Raw genomic sequence first — 17,048 nt, forward strand, 5'->3', positions numbered from 1 at the left:
CCCGGATGAAACTGTATCTTCACTACATACGCATCGGCTTCAAGTCCCAGATGCAATACCGCGCCTCCTTCTGGCTGCTCGCCTTCGGGCAATTCTTCATCCCCTTCTTCGTCTTCGCCGGACTGGTGTTCCTCTTCGACCGGTTCGGGCAGATTCGGGGATGGACCTTCGCGGAGGTGGCGCTCAGCTACGCCATCATCAATATGGCCTTCGCCGTCAGCGTCTGCTTCGCCAGGGGCTTCGACTCCTTCTCGAGTCTGGTCGTCAACGGAGAGTTCGACCGCCTCCTGGTCCGCCCCCGCACCACGGCCTTACAGGTCATCGGCTACAAGTTCGAGTTCAACCGGGTAGGGCGGCTGCTGCAGGGAGGGATCGTCTTCGTCTGGGCGCTCTGGTCCCTGCCTCTGGATTGGACGTTCCTCCGGGTCCTGACCTTGTTCCTGATGATCGCCAGCGGCACGTGCATCTTCACCGGGTTGTACATTCTGGCCGCCACCCTATGCTTTTGGACCGTTCAAGGCCTGGAGGTGGCCAATATCTTCACCGACGGCGGAAGAGAGCTGGCCCAGTACCCGATCCAGATCTATCAGAAGGCCTTCGCCCGCTTCTTCACCTTCATCGTTCCGTTCGGCTGTGCCAACTACTACCCGCTGCTCTATGTACTGGGCCGAACCGATCCGGGCATCTCCAGCTTGCCTTATCTCCTGGCCCCCCTCTGGGGCATCGCCTTCCTGGTCCCGTGCCTCCTTATTTGGCGCTTTGGCGTCCGGCACTATCGGTCCACCGGATCTTGATTATCAAGCGAAGGAATCGTCCCGTTAAAGGTTCGATTCCTTTTCTTTTAGACTCAGGTAAAGCTCCCCCTCCGGGGTCAGTTGGGCCAGCAGCACGTCCTCCAGCCGGACCTCTTGGTCATCGAGCTCCTTCATCAGCCACTGCCGGTCCTTCCCTGCCGCCTTCAGATTCTCATCCAGAATGTGGCTGTCGGTAATGCAGGCCTGCGTCATCCCGCTCTCCGCGGCATGCAGCTGCAGATCCTTGCAGGTAACCGGGAGTACTTCCCCCTTCTTCAGCACAGACACAGAACCGTCCGTCTCGAAGTATGCGCTCTGGATCTCATCCAGCCGGAACACATCCTTCTTGCGCAGGAGCATCAAGAGGTCGTTCACCGTCAACCGGGTCTGTCGAAGGGACTTGGGAAGGATCCGGCCCTCGAGGATGACCAGGATGGGCTTGCCCTCGAATAGCTTCCTCCCTCTCCAGCTGTACAAGGAGATATAATCGGAGAGCAGTGCCAGCAAGGAGAAAAAGGACAGCCCCATAACCCCGATCCATAAGGGTACAGAGTGATTGAATATCAAATTGCCGCCGATGGCTCCGAAGGTGACCCCCGCCACAAAATCAAAGAAGGTCATATGGGAGATCAGCTTCTTCCCGATAATTCTCGACCAGATTAAGAGCGCGGTAAACGCAACCGCCACCCTCAGCAGAGTATCCCATGTCAGGTTCATATTCCGATCCGCCCCTTCTTTCCCAGTTTGCCCCCTCTGGATAAGGGTCATCCTGAACCCCATGAATATTCGCTTGGTCCTTGGAGGAGAGTAACCGGTAGGAGCGTGACGGAATCATGGATCAACTCAATGAATGGCTGGATAAGCTTTCCCACGATTATCTCCTAATTACGATCGCCGCCGGATTGTTCTTTGCGGGCAAGGCCGTAACGGGCTATTTCACCTACCGGCATTACAACCGGAAGTTCGACCGGCTGGAACGGCTGCTGGAGCAGGAACGCGCCCGGAATGCACCGGAGCGGCCCTCTGATCGGTGAAGCTCCTGCTTCGCCGGACATAACAAAACGGGTGCCCCAACGTTTTCACGTGGAACACCCGTTTTTTTGACCTATCGGCTCCGTCCCGCTATCCACAAGTGGATAAGCTCGCCCTTGCCCTCACCTTGTGCCGTAGGCTTAGCATTATCCCCATGTGTACAACGTGTGGGCCAAATAAAAAGACAAGCCCGGCTGGACTTGTCTTCTTGGTGTACTATTCGGTGGTGTACGGCAGCAGAGCTACGGTACGGGCACGCTTGATCGCAGTGGTCAAAGCGCGTTGGTACTTCGCGGAAGTACCGGTCACACGGCGGGGCAGGATCTTGCCGCGCTCGCTGATGAACTTGCGAAGGGTTTCGATGTCTTTATAGTCAATGTGAGTGATCTTGTTCACAGTGAAATAGCAGACTTTACGACGCTTGTTGCGTCCTTTGCCGCCGCGGGAGAATTTACGCTCGCCACGGTCTTCGCCACCGGCGTTGTCTCTCTTTTGGAAAGCCATCTGGTTTCAGTCCTTTCGTGTTAGAATGGCAAATCATCATCGGAAATGTCAATCGGTTTTCCGTCGTCCGAGAACGGATCCGCATTGTTGCTGCCGCCCCGATTGCCGCCGCCGTAGCTGCTTCCGCCACCGCCGCCATAGTTTCCGCCGCCTCCGCTGTTACGGTTGCCGCCTCCACCACCGCCGCTGTTGCCTCCGCCGCCTTGGAACTCACCGCCGCCACCTTCGCCGCCGCGGTTCGCCGATTCAAGGAACCGCACGTTGTCCGCAATAACTTCGGTGACATAGACCTTCTTGCCTTCGTTGTTCTCGTAGTTCCGCACCTGAATGCGTCCTTCCACTGCCGCCAGACGTCCCTTGCGAAGATAATTCGCACAAGTCTCGGCTAATTGGCGCCAGGTGACCACCGGAATAAAATCGGCTTCCCGCTCATTCTGGTTGTTGGAGAAAGGACGGTCCACGGCCAGCGTGAACTGCGTTACCGCCACGCCTGTGGGGGTATAACGAAGCTCCGGATCCCGGGTTAAGCGACCGATCAAGATAACACGGTTTAACACACGAATCCCTCCCAAACATCATCCACAGCTCTGCAATTAAGCAACGACGTCGTTAACGATGAGGAAACGGATTACCTCATCAGAGATCTTCATGACGCGGTCGAGTTCTGCAACAACAGCCGGCTCGGCGTTGAAGTGAACCAGGACGTAAATCCCGTCACGCATCTTGTTGATCTCATACGCCAGACGGCGCTTGCCCATTACATCACTCTTGGTGACTTCGCCACCGTTGGATGTGATGATGTTTGCAAACTTCTCCACTGCGGACTGAACAGCTTCCTGTTCCAGCTCCGAACGAAGGATGTACATCACTTCGTATTTGCGCATGTGTTTCACCTCCTTATGGACTATGCGGCTCTCCCATGGGTGTATAGGCATGTCTCACATGCCGGAAGAGCAAGGAGTAACGATGATACCAAGGCTCATCAAAACTCGCACCATAATACTATATCAAAATCAGACAGAGAACTCAAGTCCAATCGTATGGCCCGTACCACCTGAAATTGCCTCCCCCTCCTCTTCATCAGCCGGGCTCCCGAAGACCATAATAACGTCATGGGAGGTGATGATCATGGGCGAGGTTACCCGATTCCACGCAGGGCAAAAAGCTCCTAACGACGGCGAGTACCGAGAGGTCGGTGAGAATGCGGCCGTTCACAGCGCAATCGAGCATCCGGCACACGTTTATCTGAATAAGGGTGAGAAATTCCCGGAGAACAGCAATGAAGACCGGGCCTGGGTTCTGCAGCGGCGCAAGCAGCGGTAGGCCGATCCGATAACCCATGAGCTCCCTAACGGGAGTTCATGCCATACATATGGTTAGAACATCTTACAATAAGAAAGCACCTCCCACTGGAGGTGCTGAATGGTTATGTATGGCGGAGAGGGTGGGATTCGAACCCACGCACGGTTGCCCGCCTAGCTGATTTCGAGTCAGCCCCCTTGGGCCTCTTGGGTACCTCTCCGTATGTGCCGCCCCCAAAAAAGCGGGACAAAACGTATTGTACCATAGGACAAACCCGTTGTGCAACCGCAATTTTTCCCTTTTCTTACTCCGCCAATCGGCCATGGAATCCGGCTCGTTACTCTCCTTGTCCCTGGCCCTCTCCCTCTTTTTTCGGTGCCGAACGCAGCACCTTCTTCAGCTTGCTCTCGAACTTTGCCCGGGGGATCAGCACACTGTGCTGGCAGCCCAGGCATTTCACCCGAATGTCCATGCCCATGCGGATGATCTCCATCTCGTTGGTTCCGCACGGGTGCGATTTCTTCATCTGAACCACGTCACCCAGTTCGAATTGCTTCCTCTCCATGTCTCATTCCGCCTTTGTATTCTTTACGATGCTAACCATCTTCGGATAGGGAATCTCGATCTGATTCTCCTCCAGAGCCGTCTTGAACCGCTTCTTCAGCTCCCGCTCCACGCCAGCATGGGTATTGGGCTTACACTCCGCCGTAACCCGGATCACCACATCCGAAGCCCCCAGCGTCTGAATCCCCAATACCTCGGGCATCTTCGTCACGTTATCCCATTCCGTATAGCTCTCCTCGATCGTGCGCTTCAATACCTCTATCGTACGCTCCACATCTTCCTCATAAGCGATCGGCAGATCCACAACCGCCGTGGAATTATAGACGGAGAAGTTGGTCACCTGCTGGATCGAACCGTTTGGGATGATATGAACCTCCCCCGTCCAGCTGCGGACCCGGGTTACCCGGAGGCCAATCTCCTCCACCGTTCCTTTGAATGTACCGGTTTGGATTACATCCCCTACTCCGAACTGATCCTCGAAGATGATGAAGAAGCCGGTTATAACATCCTTCACCAAGCTCTGGGCCCCGAAGCCGATGGCCAATCCGATTACTCCCGCCCCGGCCAATACCGGTGCCAGGTTAATGTGCATTTGGCTCAGCACCATGAGTATGACAATGAAATTAACCGTATAGGTCACAATGTTGTTCAGCAGCTTGCCAATGGTCTTGGTGCGTCTTTGATCGAACTTTAAGGGGGATCGCTCCCGCTCGATCATCATATGGTTCAGCATCCGCTGAGCCACTTTCATAATGATTCTACCAATAGCGATTACTAGGATGATCTTAATCAAGGTCCATGAGAAGTCCGCCCACCTTGATGCATCCCACACATAATCCTTGATACTGGTCATCAGGCTCCAAGCCGGTTCCGACAGCAGCCCTTCCTTACTGTCATTCATGGGTTTCTCCTCTCCCTGTCACCGTTTCATCGATGGTAACATATTTATCCCCGCTTTTGAAATAAATCCCCTTTACCTCCACACGTTCCTCCCTGATAATCCATTGCACCTTCTCCAGTTGGTCAGCCGGAAACTCAATGGATAGAGCGCAGCCCGCCGTAATTTCCTTGGGGGTAGGTCGGGTGTCAATCTCGATCTCTCCGTACTCGAGCAGCATCTCTGCGCGAAGTGCCTGCTGAGTGGAATCGAACGCTATGAGCATCATGCCGGACATCCCTCTGCTCCTCCCTCCCTCTTTTTTCTCTCATTCATGTATAAATAGAGTGCGGCGTTCGTATACTAGTAAAAAGTTGAAACAGGGGGAATTCCATGAAACTGTTTACGGATCCGCGCTCTACATCCGACAAGCCGTCATCCTTCAAAATACAGCATACCGAGCCGCATTGCGCTTCGGCCATTGCCAACTATCTTACCGCTATCTTCCGCCAGATTCCCTCTTATCAGGAGCTTGTCTTCGTATGTATCGGCACGGACCGTTCAACAGGCGATTCCCTTGGACCTATTATAGGTAGCCGGCTTATGAAATACAACATTTCCGATATCCGTGTTTACGGCACCTTGGATCAGCCGGTTCACGCCATGAACCTGGAGGAAACCATCAAGCAGATTCATGAGACCTACTACAATCCCTATATCGTCGGCATCGATGCCTGCCTCGGTCAGGTCAGCAGTGTAGGCTGCGTCCAAATTGGAAACGGCCCCCTGAAGCCGGGAGCCGGTGTGAAGAAGGAATTGCCCAGTGTCGGTGACATCCATCTCACCGGAGTGGTGAATGTCGGAGGCTTCATGGAGTACTTCGTGCTTCAGAATACCCGATTATCCCTCGTCATGAATATGGCGGATATCATCGCCAAGGGCATCTACATCTCTCTTCTCCAGACCAAGCGGATGGCCTATATGGCACCCAAGCAGGAACCGGCTACCGCTTGGCAGCCGCAGTTTGAGCTATGACCTCTTTCTCCTCCGGCGACAGAGCGTAGTTGGATCCGCCCTTCTCCACCGGTTTGGCGTAGATGTATGATTCCTCTCTGCTGTGAATACCTGTCAGCACGACGCCGTCCTGTTCATCATCCAGAATTGCCACCGAGAAGCTTAGATCGCTTCCTTGTTTATTGAAGGCATTGTACCGTGACACGGCCACATGAGCCTTCATCTTCTTCATCACCCTGCGGATGCCGTCTATGGCGTCCGCTTGCTCTTTTACCGCGCCTTCAAGCTTCATTCGGCCCTCCTGCAGATCGATCAACAGATCATCCACCTGCTCCACCTGCGAGTTCCCGATGATCTTCCGGTACCGCTTGTTCATCCCGCTGATCTTCACCATCAGCACGATCACCAGCACCATCAGCAATACTACGGCCCCTGTCAGGCCTGCAAGGAATACGTCTACATACGATTCCATTCCCCATCACCATGCCCTGTTGTGTACCTGCTCTCTCGTCTACAGGTGTTTTTTGATTTCCGTTACCGCCGCGATCAGATCCTGCACTTCACTCTCCGTCGTGTACCATCCTACGCTTGCCCGTACGGCTCCCGTCTCGGCGGTTCCTGCCGTTTCATGCGCCAGAGGCGTACAATGATATCCTGACCGCACGGCAATCTCGAATGTCTGATCCAGTATAAAAGCCACCTCGGAAGCATCCACACCCGGGATTCGGAAGGAGACAATCCCCGTCTTATCTTCACCCAAATCCGGGCCAAGCACCTCCACTCCTCCAATTCCCATGAGCCCTTCCATCAGCTGTTGGGTCAATTGAAACTCCTTGGCGTGGATGGCCTCGACACCGGTCCGGAGTATGAATTTTACCCCTTCCCCCAACCCGGCTATTCCGGGTGTATTCTGGGTTCCCGATTCATACCGGTCGGGACGCACATCAGGCTGGTCGATCGCCTCCGATTGGCTGCCCGTTCCTCCATGCAGGAGCGGCTCCAGTTCTACGTCCGGATGCAGGTACAACCCTCCCGTCCCCTGCGGCCCCAGAAGCCCCTTGTGCCCCGGAAACGCTAGCATATGGATCCCCATGGTCTCGGCCCGGATAGGGAGGATTCCTGCGGTCTGAGCGGCGTCTACGAGCAGCTTCAGTCCCTTGTCCCTGCACACCTGGGCGATCTCCTCCAGCGGTTGGATCGTACCCAGGAGGTTGGAGCTATGGCTGACCGCCACCAATCCTGTATTCGCCTTTACAGCCTCTTTAACAGCCTGGGCGGTTATGTACCCTTTTCGGTCCGGCTTCAAATAGGTGACCTCCGCGCCGTGCTTGCGGACCATATATTCCAACGGACGCCGTACGGAGTTGTGCTCCACACCCGTGCTGATAACGTGCATGCCCGGCTTCACATAACCCTTGATCGCCAGATTCAAGGCCTCCGTCGTGTTCGACGCATACACGATGTCATTGGCGTTCCGAACGCCGAACAGCTTGGCCAACTGCACGCGCGTCTGGAATAGAACCCTGCTGGCCTGTACGGCCATCTGGTGCCCGCCCCTACCGGGATTGGCCGCATATTCGCTCACGCATTTTGCCATCGCCTCGATCACCTCTGGCGGCTTCGGCCATGACGATGCGGCGTGATCAAAATATTTCACCATCCTCTTCCCCTCCTGCTCGACCCGACTCTAGTAGATAGATTAAGGAAAGCATACCGGAAATGCCGTGTCCGGCCCTTCTCCGATATGCTTCCCCATAATGTGTCTATTAGCTTATTCTGCCTTGTAGAAGCTCCAGTATCCGTTCCAGATCATCCTTGGAATAATAGGCGAACTCGATCTTCCCCTTGTGCTGGGGCTGGGCCTTGATCTTAACCGTAGTCCGGAAGATGCTGCGAAGGTTTTCCTCCACTTCCTCCATATACGGATCTTTCTTGCGAACCTTCTGCTTCGAGTTTTCCTTTTCCTTCGGCTCATCCAGCTTCTGTATCGCTTCCTCCAACTCCCGGACGCTCCATTGCTTCTCTATGGTAATCTGGGCGAGTTCCTTCTTCTTCTTGTCGTCCTTCACCCCGACGATTGCGCGGGCATGACCCATGGAAATTGTTCCACGTGAAACATATTGCTTGATCTCCTCGGGAAGCTGCAAGAGACGAAGGAAGTTGGCAATGTGCGATCTGCTCTTGCCTACCTTAGCAGACAGCTCTTCTTGGGTCAGCTGAAACTGATCGATTAGCGCTTGATAGGCGATGGCTTGCTCCAGCGCATTCAAGTCTTCCCTCTGTACATTCTCGATCAGCGCAATCTCCATAACCTGCTGGTCCGAGAATTTGCGGACAACAGCGGGGATGGATGCTAGGCCACATGCCTGTGAAGCACGGAAACGGCGTTCGCCTGCAATAATCTCATAGCCCTTCAATACACTCCGGACGATGATCGGCTGGATGACGCCATGCTCCTTGATCGATGCGGCAAGCTCCTGGATGCTTTCTTCGTGAAAAGTTTTGCGGGGCTGATAAGGATTCGCCCGCAGCTGCGCAAGAGGAATCTCAATGACCTTATCATCTTCGCTGATATTCAGGGAAGGAATAAGCGCATCCAGACCCCTACCCAAACGTTTACTCATATTGGATCACTTCCTTCGCAAGCTCCAAATAAACTTCGGCTCCCTTGGATCTCGGATCGTAGGTGATAATGGACTGCCCATGGCTGGGCGCTTCACTTAATCTTACATTGCGGGGGATGATCGTCTGGTAGACCTTCTGCTGGAAGTATTTCTTCACTTCCTCGATCACCTGGATTCCCAGATTGGTCCGTGCGTCGAACATCGTCAATAGAACGCCCTCTATCTGGAGCGTCGTATTCAGATGCTTCTGAACCAGACGTACCGTGTTCAACAGCTGGCTCAGTCCCTCCAGCGCATAGTACTCACATTGGATCGGGATGATGACGGAATCCGCGGCAGTCAAGGAATTGATGGTCAGAATGCCCAGTGACGGCGGACAATCAATCAGGATGTAATCGAACATGTGCTTGACGAGATGCAGCGATTTCTTTAACCGCACCTCCCTGGAGATGGTGGGAACCAGTTCGATTTCCGCACCGGCCAATTGAATGGTTGCCGGGATGATTTTCAAGTTGGGGATCTTCGTATCCACCATGGCATCCTTGGGATGGACATCGTTAATAATCACATCGTAGATGCAGTTGCTGACGTCGGCTTTGTTAATGCCTATCCCGCTGGTCGTATTCCCTTGCGGATCGATATCGACTAGTAGTACGCGTTTCCCTAATGTTGCGAGGGAAGCACCAAGATTGACAGAGGTCGTCGTCTTACCGACTCCGCCCTTCTGATTGGTGACCGCAATAATCTTGGACAACACCATTCACCTCAAAATCAATAAAATGCAGGAACCATGATCCATCGTCCAGAAGACGAGAAAAAAATCCACTTCATCGCACTGATCTCGGTGAAGTGGCGGCTGGTGATTGACAATAGAAAACTCTTATTAAGACTATCGACTTTTAGTATAACACAATCCAACCAATAGCTTAAGCATTATTCAGCTGCGGCACCAAATCATTCTGAATAAGAGACAAAAAGCCCCTGTGGAGGGGCTTCCTTATATGAATCGTATTCGATATTAGTGCTTGGGAATACGGATGATGATCTCGTAGTGATCCTCATAGTCCTTCTCATCGGTCTTGATCTGCATGCCGGTGTCCGCGACCATGTTCACCGATTGTCGGATCGTGTTCAGCGCCAGCCGGACATTCTTCCCGAAGAAGACTCGTTTCGATTTCTTAATCTTAGCGGATTCCTTGTAGAACTCGACACGAGCCTCTGTCTGCTTCACATTCAATTCCTTGGAGATGATATCCTCCAGGACCTTTACCTGCAGCTCCTCCGAATCCAGAGACAGCAGAGCCCGGGCATGACGCTCGGTAATCTTGCGTTCAAGCAGCGCCTGCTTGACGGGGTCACACAGATGCAGGAGCCGAATTTTGTTGGCGATCGTAGATTGGCTCTTGCCCAACCGCTGAGCCAGGCTCTCTTGAGTCAATTGATGCAGCTCGATCAGCTGCTGATACGCCATAGCCTCTTCAATGGCCGTGAGTCCTTCACGCTGCAGATTCTCGATCAACGCTATGGACGCGGCTTGGGAATCGTTGAATTCGCGGATGATGGCGGGAATGGTCTCCCATCCCAGCTTCTTAACGGCTCGGAACCGCCGCTCACCGGCGATGATCTCGAAGATGCCGTCCCGGACGCGAACCACGATAGGCTGAATTACCCCGTGGGTCTTGATTGTCTGGAGGAGCTCATCAATTCGCTCTTCATCGAATACCGTCCTTGGCTGGAAAGGGCTTGGAACAATATTTTCGAGTGGAAGTTGTTTCACTTCGTCGGTTGATACTTTTTCCGTGAGGCCGAAAAGCTTGGATAATTGCTCCTTCATAGGCTTTCATTCACCCAACTTCGTTATCGGATACTGGAGAGGTTATCTACCATAACTTATATATTCTCTGCCATCAGCCAAAATCCTGCTTCAGCCTGATCCAACTAAAGCAATATTGTTCCACGTGAAACAAGAGCTGGATGGCAGAGAAGTTATGTTAATTATCGAATCGGATCCTTGGAAGGTGTCCCTGGCTTGCGGGGGTATTTGGCCGGAGTCCCGCCCGTCTTACGGAGCACCACAATATTCCGCTCGGCTTGCTCCACCGGAAGCTCGAAGGTAGCTACCTTCTCCAGCTTGGCATTTAATAGCTTAATAGAAGCTTTGGCTTCCTCCACCTCTTCGGCGGATTGCGCCCCCTTCATCGCGGCGAAGGCACCGCCCTGCTTGACGAAGGGAAGGCAGAGCTCATTCAGCACATTCAACCGGGCCACAGCCCGGGCGCTGGTCAGATCGAACCGGTCCCGCAGCTTAGAATCCCTCCCCGCCTCCTCCGCCCGAGCATGGATACAGGATACCTGATCCAATCCCAATACGGCTACCAGATGCTGCAAAAAGTGGATTCGTTTGTTTAACGAATCGACAATGGTCAGCTTAAGATGCGGGTAAGCGATCTTATTCGGAAGGGAAGGAAATCCTGCGCCTGCGCCGATATCAGCCATAGTCTCCACATCTTGGAGAGCCACATGGAAGGATAGCGTAAGAGAATCATAGAAGTGCTTCAGGTACACCTGCTCCCGGTCCGTAATGGCTGTCAGGTTCATCTTCTCGTTCCATTCGACCAATTCCCTATAGTAGCTCTCGAACTGCTCCAGCTGCCGCTCCGTCAGGGTCAGCCCTTTCTCCTGCAGCATGCTTACGAATTGCTCTTGCACCGCATCCACGATCATGATAGTTTCGCCGCCGTTACTTTATTATAATGCTCCAGGTAGACCAACAGAATGGAGATATCCGCCGGTGTCACCCCGGAGATCCGGGAAGCCTGGCCGATGGAGATCGGACGGATCTGCCCCAGCTTCTGCTTGGCCTCATTGGCCAAACCATGAACGGTATCGTAGTCGATATCCTCCGGGATCCGCTTCTTCTCCATCTTTTGCAGACGGTCGACCTGCTGGAGCTGCTTCTCGATATAGCCTGCATACTTCACCTGGATCTCCACCTGCTCCTTCACGTCCTCGGACACTTCAGCCGGGGCTGGGGAAATTCGATCGAGATGATCCATTGTAATTTCCGGACGGCGCAGCAGGGACAAGAGGTCGACGGAATTGTTCAGCGTTACCGTTCCCGCCTCCCGCAGAATCTCCTGCACGTGCTCCTCCGGACGGACCTTGGTGTTCTTCAGACGCTCCAGCTCCTCGCGGATCTGCTCCATCTTGGTCTCGAAGCGCTTGTACCGTTCCTCGGGGATCAGCCCGATCTCATAGCCGATGGGAGTCAGACGCTGGTCCGCGTTGTCGTTGCGCAGCAGCAGACGATACTCCGCACGGGAGGTCAAGAGTCGATAGGGATCATTCGTCCCCTTCGTCACCAGGTCGTCGATCATCACGCCGATATAAGCCGCCGAACGATCCAGCACAACCGGCTCCTTCCCCTGCACCTTGCGCGCGGCATTGATCCCGGCCATAATGCCTTGTCCCGCCGCTTCCTCATAGCCGGAGGTCCCGTTGATCTGACCGGCCGTGAACAAGCCCGGCACCACCTTCGTCTCCAGCGAGGGCCACAGCTGGGTGGGCTCCACCGCATCATACTCGATGGCATAGCCGGTCCGCATCATCTGCACCTTCTCCAAGCCGGGAATCGAGCGCAGAATGGAGAGCTGCACCTCCTCCGGCATACTGGTGGACAGCCCCTGTACGTAGTACTCGGACGTGTTGCGTCCCTCCGGCTCCAGGAAGATCTGATGCTTCGGCTTATCCGCGAACCGGACGATCTTATCCTCTATGGACGGGCAGTATCTCGGCCCCGTTCCTTCAATGGCTCCCGAGAACATCGGGGCCCGGTGCAGGTTGTCGTTGATGATCTTATGGGTGTCCTCGGAGGTGTAGGTCAGCCAGCACGGAAGCTGGTTCGGAACCTCCTCCGTCGTTTCGAAGGAGAAAAATTTCGGCTTCACATCGCCCGGCTGAATCTCGGTTTTGGAGAAATCGATGGTATCCCCATGTACTCGGGGGGGCGTACCGGTTTTGAACCGGACCAGCTTCAAGCCCAGCTCCTTCAAGCAGGCGGACAGCCGGACAGAAGGCTGTTGGTTGTTCGGACCGCTCTCATACATCAGCTCTCCAATGATGACCCTGCCCCGGAGATAGGTCCCTGTGGTCACTACGACTGCTTGCGCCCGGTAGGTCGCGCCGGTCTTCGTCACCACGCCCCGGCAGACGCCATCCTCCATCACCAGCTCCTCTACCATGCCTTGGCGGAGGGTCAGGTTCGGAGTCTTCTCGATGGTTTCCTTCATCGTATGCTGGTACAGGAACTTATCCGCCTGAGCCCGCAGGGCGTGGACGGCAGGTCCCTTCCCTGTGTTCAGCATCCGGAGCTGAATATAGGTTTTGTCAATATTGCGGCCCATTTCCCCGCCCAAAGCATCGATCTCGCGGACCACATGGCCCTTGGCCGGACCGCCGATGGATGGGTTGCAGGGCATGAAGGCCACCATATCCAGATTGATCGTCAGAAGCAAGGTCCTGCAGCCCATACGAGCCGCAGCCAGGGCCGCTTCACAGCCAGCATGGCCTGCTCCGACCACTATGACCTCATAATCGCCAGCCAGATAACTCATTTGTGCAGATACCCCCTACTGTATATTACTTCCCCAAACAGAACTGGGAGAAAATTTGATCGATCAACGATTCCCCGACCGAGTCCCCGATTATTTCCCCGAGGTCCTCCCAGGCGTTGCGGATATCGATCTGGATCATATCGATCGGCACCATCGCTTCCGCCGCGGTTAGAGCCTCGGCCAAGGAGCCGCCTGCCTTCTTCAACAGATGAATATGCCGGACGTTGCTCACATAGGTCATATCACCGGACTCCACCTCTCCGGCGAAGAACAGGGACGAGATCGCCTTCTCCAGCTGGTCCAAGCCCACCTGCTCCTGTACGGAGAGCAGAACGGTCCGCTCCTCCGGAATGCTCCGGCGGATCTCCTCCAGCTCCAGCTTCATGGGCAGGTCCGTCTTGTTCACCACCAGCAGCGTCTGCTTGTCCTTCACCAGCTCGAGAAGCTTCCGGTCATCCTCATGCAGCTCCTCCGCCGCATTCAGCACTAGGAGCACCATATCGGCATCCTCCAGCGCTCCCCGGGACCGGGACACCCCGATCTGCTCCACCACATCAGCCGTCTCCCGGATCCCTGCCGTATCCAGCAGCTTCAGAGGAATGCCGTTGACGGTGACGAATTCCTCGATCACATCCCGGGTCGTTCCCGGAATATCCGTAACGATGGCCTTGTTCTCCTGGGCGAGGGCATTCAGCAGGCTGGATTTGCCTACGTTGGGCCGGCCGATGATGGCGGTCACGATCCCCTCCCGCAGAATCTTCCCCTGCTGGGCCGAACGCAGGAGACCCTCGATCTCCGTGATCGCCTCCCGCGTATGCGTCTGGATATGGGAGCTGGTCAGCTCCTCCACGTCATGCTCGGGATAATCGATGTTCACCTCGATGTGGGCCATCAGCTCCACCAGCTTATGCCGCAGCGTCTTGACCCGCTTGGACAGCGTCCCCTCCACCTGCTTCAGTGCCACCTTGAACGCCCGGTCCGACTTGGACCGGATCAGATCGATGACAGCCTCCGCTTGGGCCAGATCGATCCGGCCGTTCAGGAACGCCCGCTTCGTGAACTCCCCCGGCTCCGCCAGGCGCGCACCTGCGTTCAGGATCAGCTCCAGCACCTTGCGGACGGATACCATGCCTCCATGGCAGCTGACCTCCACCACATCCTCCATGGTAAAAGATCTCGGTGCCCTCATCACGGTCACCAGAGCCTCCTCCACCCGCTCCTTCGTCTCCGGATCGGTGATCATGCCATAGTGGACCGTGTGGGTCGGCACCTCCGCCAGCTTGGATTTGGAGCGGAAGACCTGGTCCGCCACCTGTACGGCCTGGTCCCCGCTTATGCGAATGACGGCGATTCCTCCCTCCCCCATCGGAGTGGAGATCGCCGCGATGGTATCTGTTATCATGTCGGCTGTAGCTCCTTCATTCGGTCTGTCCATTCTACAAAAAACGCAATGACTTCGTCCTTCGCTGAAGTCATTGCGCGGTTAACGTTAACGTAAGGATATGACCACTCTACGGTTCGGCTCATCGCCCTTGCTGTAGGTTCGAACGGTCGGATGGTCCTGCAGCTGGGAGTGGATGATCTTCCGGTCCGCCGGAGACATCGGCTCCAGCACCACGTCCTTGCGGGTCCGGATCACGCGCCCGGCCAGCCGGCCGGCCAGATCCTCCAGCGTCTTCTTCCGGCGTTCCCTGAAGTGCTCCGCATCCAATATCATGCGCAAATGCTTGTCGGAATACCGGTTGGCGACGATATTCACCAGATATTGCAGAGAATCGAGGGTCTGTCCCCGGCGTCCGATCAGAATGCCGAGCTCCTCGCCGGTCAGATTCAGGAGAATGCCGTCCTTGTCTTCGACGCGCTCGATGTCGGCCTTTACGCCCATAGTCTGGAATACGTCCTGAAGGAAGCGGATGGCTTCCTCCACCGCATCCGGAATCAGCTCCAGCTGCACCTTGGCGTCCTTCGAACCGAACAGGCCGAACAAGCCCTTGGCTGCCTGCTCCAATACCTGCACCTTGACGCGGTTCTCGGGAACCTTCCACTGGCCCAGTCCCTGCTTGACCGCCTCTTCAACCGTTTTTCCCGTGACGATAAGCGTCTTCGTCATCTGCTTCCACCTCTACTTTTTGGATGGACGATAAATGAAATAGGTCTGTACGATGGTGAAGATGTTGCTGTACACCCAGTAGAGCGGAAGCGCAGAAGCAAAGCTATAGGACATGGCGAAGATCATGACTGGGAAAACATACAGCAGCATTTTCATCGAAGGATTCGCGTTGTTCGGCTGATAGGCCATCATGACCTTCTGCTGGACGAACGTAGTGATCGAAGCAAGTATCGGCAGGATCAGCCACTTATCTCTCTCGGACAACTGCAGCCACAAGAAGGTGTGCTCATGAATGAACGGATTGTACATAATCGCATTATACAAGGCGATCAGGATCGGCATCTGCACGAAGATCGGTAGACAGCCGGCCAGCGGGTTGACCCCATGCTTCTGGAACAGCTTCATGGTCTCTTCCTGCTGCTTCTTGGCATCGTCCTTGAACTTCTGCTTGATCTTGTTAAGCTCCGGTTGCAGCTCCTGCATGGCCTTCGAGCTCTTGTACTGACGCAGCGTCAGCGGGAGGATGATTAAGCGGATGATGATCGTAACCACAAGAATGGATAATCCGTATTCGCCCCACAGAAGGTTGGCGAACCAATCCAGCGTATCGGACAAGGGGCCTACAAAATACTTCGTCCAAATGCCCACTCGCTCCCCGGTCAGATCGTTAGGTCTGCCGCATGCGGTCAAGACAAGCATCATCAGCCCCAGGGGCCATAATTTCTTCATAAGACGCGTCAACACAGTTCCTCCTTAGGCTATCGGAAAATCATCCGGACTTCGTTATGTTCAATGGTCCATAACATGACGGAAGTGCAAGGTTATGGGCATTCGTATCTACATAAATATATCATAACTTATCCATGAAGGAAAACGGTATCCACAGCCTGTACGGCCTGGGACAAAATCGCTCCGCGCCTACCCCTTTTTCCCCAGAATGCCGGCCCGCTTCAGCACGTGGAGCACGCTCTTCTCCATCTCGGCATACTCCATCTCGGCAGCGGGTTTCCTCGCGATCAGGATCATGTCGGTCCTGGGCGCGATCTTCTCCCCGTTATGCCGGACGATCTCCTTCACCAGGCGCCGAATCCGGTTGCGCACCACCGCATTGCCCACCTTCTTGCTCACCGAGACGCCCAGGCGGAAGCTCTCCCCCGGAACAGCGGCGGACTGAGGCATGATATAGACCACAAATTGATGGTTGGCGGAGGACTTACCATGGCGGTACACCTTGTTGAAATCCTCGCGCCGGGTCAGCCGGTTCTCCTTCTGCACGAATCAACGCCCCGTCTCCGTATACTTAATGAACCATTATTCCCTATGTAAACACAAAAAAGACCACTCATCGTGGTCTTTATTCTTAAGCGGACAATACTTTTCTGCCCTTTTGACGGCGAGCGGCGAGGACCTTGCGGCCGTTCTTGCTGGCCATCCGCTTGCGGAAGCCGTGTACCTTTTTGCGCTTGCTCACGTTCGGTTTGAACGACGGTTTCATCTATTGCACCTCCTACAGGAAAACATCCCAAAATACCTTTCAATATTAAATCACTTCTAAAGAGGAAAGTCAACCTCAGAGCATTTGAAAATCATACCTGTGTACAGAGGGAGGAGTAA

Annotated in this window: 23 protein-coding genes and 1 tRNA gene; 4 read left to right on the forward strand and 20 right to left on the reverse strand. The window is 54.7% G+C overall.

Going from position 1 to position 17,048, the window contains the following annotated elements:
- Positions 1 to 5 precede the first annotated feature (5 nt).
- Complete coding sequence (locus ACSEXW_RS05840; protein WP_438445168.1) at positions 6 to 794, forward strand: ABC transporter permease; 789 nt, start codon at positions 6 to 8, stop codon at positions 792 to 794.
- A 24-nt stretch (positions 795 to 818) separates the two neighbouring features.
- Here the strand turns inward: ACSEXW_RS05840 and ACSEXW_RS05845 are convergent, their stop codons facing one another.
- Positions 819 to 1,511 carry a DUF421 domain-containing protein gene (locus tag ACSEXW_RS05845; protein ID WP_438445169.1) on the reverse strand — a complete coding sequence of 231 codons (693 nt, stop codon included), beginning with the start codon at positions 1,509 to 1,511 and terminating at the stop codon, positions 819 to 821.
- A 116-nt stretch (positions 1,512 to 1,627) separates the two neighbouring features.
- Here ACSEXW_RS05845 and ACSEXW_RS05850 point away from each other — a divergent pair, with 116 nt between their 5' ends.
- Positions 1,628 to 1,828, forward strand: coding sequence for a hypothetical protein (locus ACSEXW_RS05850; protein WP_438445170.1), 201 nt, complete (start codon positions 1,628 to 1,630; stop codon positions 1,826 to 1,828).
- Positions 1,829 to 2,042: 214 nt separating this feature from the next.
- Here ACSEXW_RS05850 and rpsR read toward each other — a convergent pair whose 3' ends face one another.
- Genes rpsR through rpsF form a run of 3 tightly spaced genes read right to left on the reverse strand, consistent with a single transcriptional unit; the run spans position 2,043 to position 3,214 of the window.
- A complete protein-coding gene (gene rpsR / locus ACSEXW_RS05855; protein WP_438445171.1) occupies positions 2,043 to 2,330 on the reverse strand; it encodes a 30S ribosomal protein S18 in 288 nt (95 codons plus the stop codon).
- Positions 2,331 to 2,350: 20 nt separating this feature from the next.
- Entirely contained in the window at positions 2,351 to 2,887 is a 537-nt protein-coding gene (gene ssb / locus ACSEXW_RS05860; protein ID WP_438445172.1) for a single-stranded DNA-binding protein, read from the reverse strand.
- 36 nt (positions 2,888 to 2,923) lie between these two features.
- Positions 2,924 to 3,214 (reverse strand): 30S ribosomal protein S6, encoded by a 291-nt coding sequence (gene rpsF, locus ACSEXW_RS05865; RefSeq protein ID WP_438445173.1) that lies wholly within the window; start codon positions 3,212 to 3,214, stop codon positions 2,924 to 2,926.
- Between the two features lie 244 nt (positions 3,215 to 3,458).
- Between rpsF and ACSEXW_RS05870 the strand changes: the two genes are divergently transcribed.
- Entirely contained in the window at positions 3,459 to 3,653 is a 195-nt protein-coding gene (locus ACSEXW_RS05870) for a YjzC family protein (protein WP_438445174.1), read from the forward strand.
- 110 nt (positions 3,654 to 3,763) lie between these two features.
- Here ACSEXW_RS05870 and ACSEXW_RS05875 read toward each other — a convergent pair.
- The 4 genes from ACSEXW_RS05875 to ACSEXW_RS05890 all read right to left on the reverse strand — a co-directional run bounded on the left by ACSEXW_RS05875 (position 3,764) and on the right by ACSEXW_RS05890 (position 5,371).
- Positions 3,764 to 3,852: transfer RNA gene (locus tag ACSEXW_RS05875), tRNA-Ser, on the reverse strand.
- A gap of 117 nt (positions 3,853 to 3,969) precedes the next feature.
- Positions 3,970 to 4,197, reverse strand: a complete 228-nt coding sequence (locus ACSEXW_RS05880) for a DUF951 domain-containing protein (RefSeq protein WP_438445175.1) — start codon at positions 4,195 to 4,197, stop codon at positions 3,970 to 3,972.
- A 3-nt stretch (positions 4,198 to 4,200) separates the two neighbouring features.
- Positions 4,201 to 5,097, reverse strand: a complete 897-nt coding sequence (locus tag ACSEXW_RS05885) for a mechanosensitive ion channel family protein (protein ID WP_438445176.1) — start codon at positions 5,095 to 5,097, stop codon at positions 4,201 to 4,203.
- Complete coding sequence (locus ACSEXW_RS05890; protein WP_438445177.1) at positions 5,090 to 5,371, reverse strand: putative Se/S carrier protein; 282 nt, start codon at positions 5,369 to 5,371, stop codon at positions 5,090 to 5,092. The genes ACSEXW_RS05885 and ACSEXW_RS05890 overlap by 8 nt, the downstream gene beginning before the upstream one ends.
- Positions 5,372 to 5,466: 95 nt before the next feature.
- On the opposite strand from ACSEXW_RS05890, the gene yyaC reads away from it, so the two are divergent.
- On the forward strand, positions 5,467 to 6,108 hold the full coding sequence (gene yyaC / locus ACSEXW_RS05895) for a spore protease YyaC (protein WP_438445178.1): 642 nt from the start codon (positions 5,467 to 5,469) through the stop codon (positions 6,106 to 6,108).
- Here the strand turns inward: yyaC and ACSEXW_RS05900 are convergent.
- The 12 genes from ACSEXW_RS05900 to rpmH all read right to left on the reverse strand — a co-directional run bounded on the left by ACSEXW_RS05900 (position 6,077) and on the right by rpmH (position 16,929).
- Positions 6,077 to 6,559, reverse strand: a complete 483-nt coding sequence (locus ACSEXW_RS05900; protein WP_438445179.1) for a DUF4446 family protein — start codon at positions 6,557 to 6,559, stop codon at positions 6,077 to 6,079. The two genes, yyaC and ACSEXW_RS05900, sit on opposite strands and share 32 nt — an antisense overlap.
- Before the next feature lie 39 nt (positions 6,560 to 6,598).
- Positions 6,599 to 7,747 (reverse strand): aminotransferase class V-fold PLP-dependent enzyme, encoded by a 1,149-nt coding sequence (locus ACSEXW_RS05905; RefSeq protein WP_438445180.1) that lies wholly within the window; start codon positions 7,745 to 7,747, stop codon positions 6,599 to 6,601.
- 106 nt (positions 7,748 to 7,853) lie between these two features.
- Positions 7,854 to 8,711: a ParB/RepB/Spo0J family partition protein gene (locus ACSEXW_RS05910; protein WP_438445181.1), complete on the reverse strand. Its 858-nt coding sequence runs from the start codon at positions 8,709 to 8,711 to the stop codon at positions 7,854 to 7,856.
- Positions 8,704 to 9,465, reverse strand: a complete 762-nt coding sequence (locus ACSEXW_RS05915) for a ParA family protein (protein ID WP_438445182.1) — start codon at positions 9,463 to 9,465, stop codon at positions 8,704 to 8,706. The genes ACSEXW_RS05910 and ACSEXW_RS05915 overlap by 8 nt, the downstream gene beginning before the upstream one ends.
- 264 nt (positions 9,466 to 9,729) lie before the next feature.
- Positions 9,730 to 10,545, reverse strand: a complete 816-nt coding sequence (gene noc / locus ACSEXW_RS05920; RefSeq protein WP_438445183.1) for a nucleoid occlusion protein — start codon at positions 10,543 to 10,545, stop codon at positions 9,730 to 9,732.
- 161 nt (positions 10,546 to 10,706) lie between these two features.
- Entirely contained in the window at positions 10,707 to 11,429 is a 723-nt protein-coding gene (gene rsmG, locus ACSEXW_RS05925; protein WP_438445208.1) for a 16S rRNA (guanine(527)-N(7))-methyltransferase RsmG, read from the reverse strand.
- Positions 11,430 to 11,431: 2 nt separating this feature from the next.
- Positions 11,432 to 13,324: a tRNA uridine-5-carboxymethylaminomethyl(34) synthesis enzyme MnmG gene (gene mnmG / locus ACSEXW_RS05930; protein ID WP_438445184.1), complete on the reverse strand. Its 1,893-nt coding sequence runs from the start codon at positions 13,322 to 13,324 to the stop codon at positions 11,432 to 11,434.
- Positions 13,325 to 13,349: 25 nt separating this feature from the next.
- Positions 13,350 to 14,726 (reverse strand): tRNA uridine-5-carboxymethylaminomethyl(34) synthesis GTPase MnmE, encoded by a 1,377-nt coding sequence (mnmE, locus tag ACSEXW_RS05935; protein WP_438445185.1) that lies wholly within the window; start codon positions 14,724 to 14,726, stop codon positions 13,350 to 13,352.
- A gap of 87 nt (positions 14,727 to 14,813) precedes the next feature.
- Positions 14,814 to 15,434, reverse strand: a complete 621-nt coding sequence (gene jag, locus ACSEXW_RS05940) for an RNA-binding cell elongation regulator Jag/EloR (protein ID WP_438445186.1) — start codon at positions 15,432 to 15,434, stop codon at positions 14,814 to 14,816.
- Between the two features lie 12 nt (positions 15,435 to 15,446).
- Entirely contained in the window at positions 15,447 to 16,175 is a 729-nt protein-coding gene (yidC, locus tag ACSEXW_RS05945; RefSeq protein ID WP_438445187.1) for a membrane protein insertase YidC, read from the reverse strand.
- Between the two features lie 177 nt (positions 16,176 to 16,352).
- A complete protein-coding gene (rnpA, locus tag ACSEXW_RS05950) occupies positions 16,353 to 16,709 on the reverse strand; it encodes a ribonuclease P protein component (protein WP_438445188.1) in 357 nt (118 codons plus the stop codon).
- A gap of 85 nt (positions 16,710 to 16,794) precedes the next feature.
- Positions 16,795 to 16,929 (reverse strand): 50S ribosomal protein L34, encoded by a 135-nt coding sequence (gene rpmH, locus ACSEXW_RS05955; RefSeq protein ID WP_438445189.1) that lies wholly within the window; start codon positions 16,927 to 16,929, stop codon positions 16,795 to 16,797.
- Positions 16,930 to 17,048: the final 119 nt, after the last annotated feature.

The sequence above is a fragment of the Oryzibacillus soli genome (assembly GCF_051594765.1).
Taxonomy (GTDB): domain Bacteria; phylum Bacillota; class Bacilli; order Paenibacillales; family NBRC-103111; genus Paenibacillus_AR.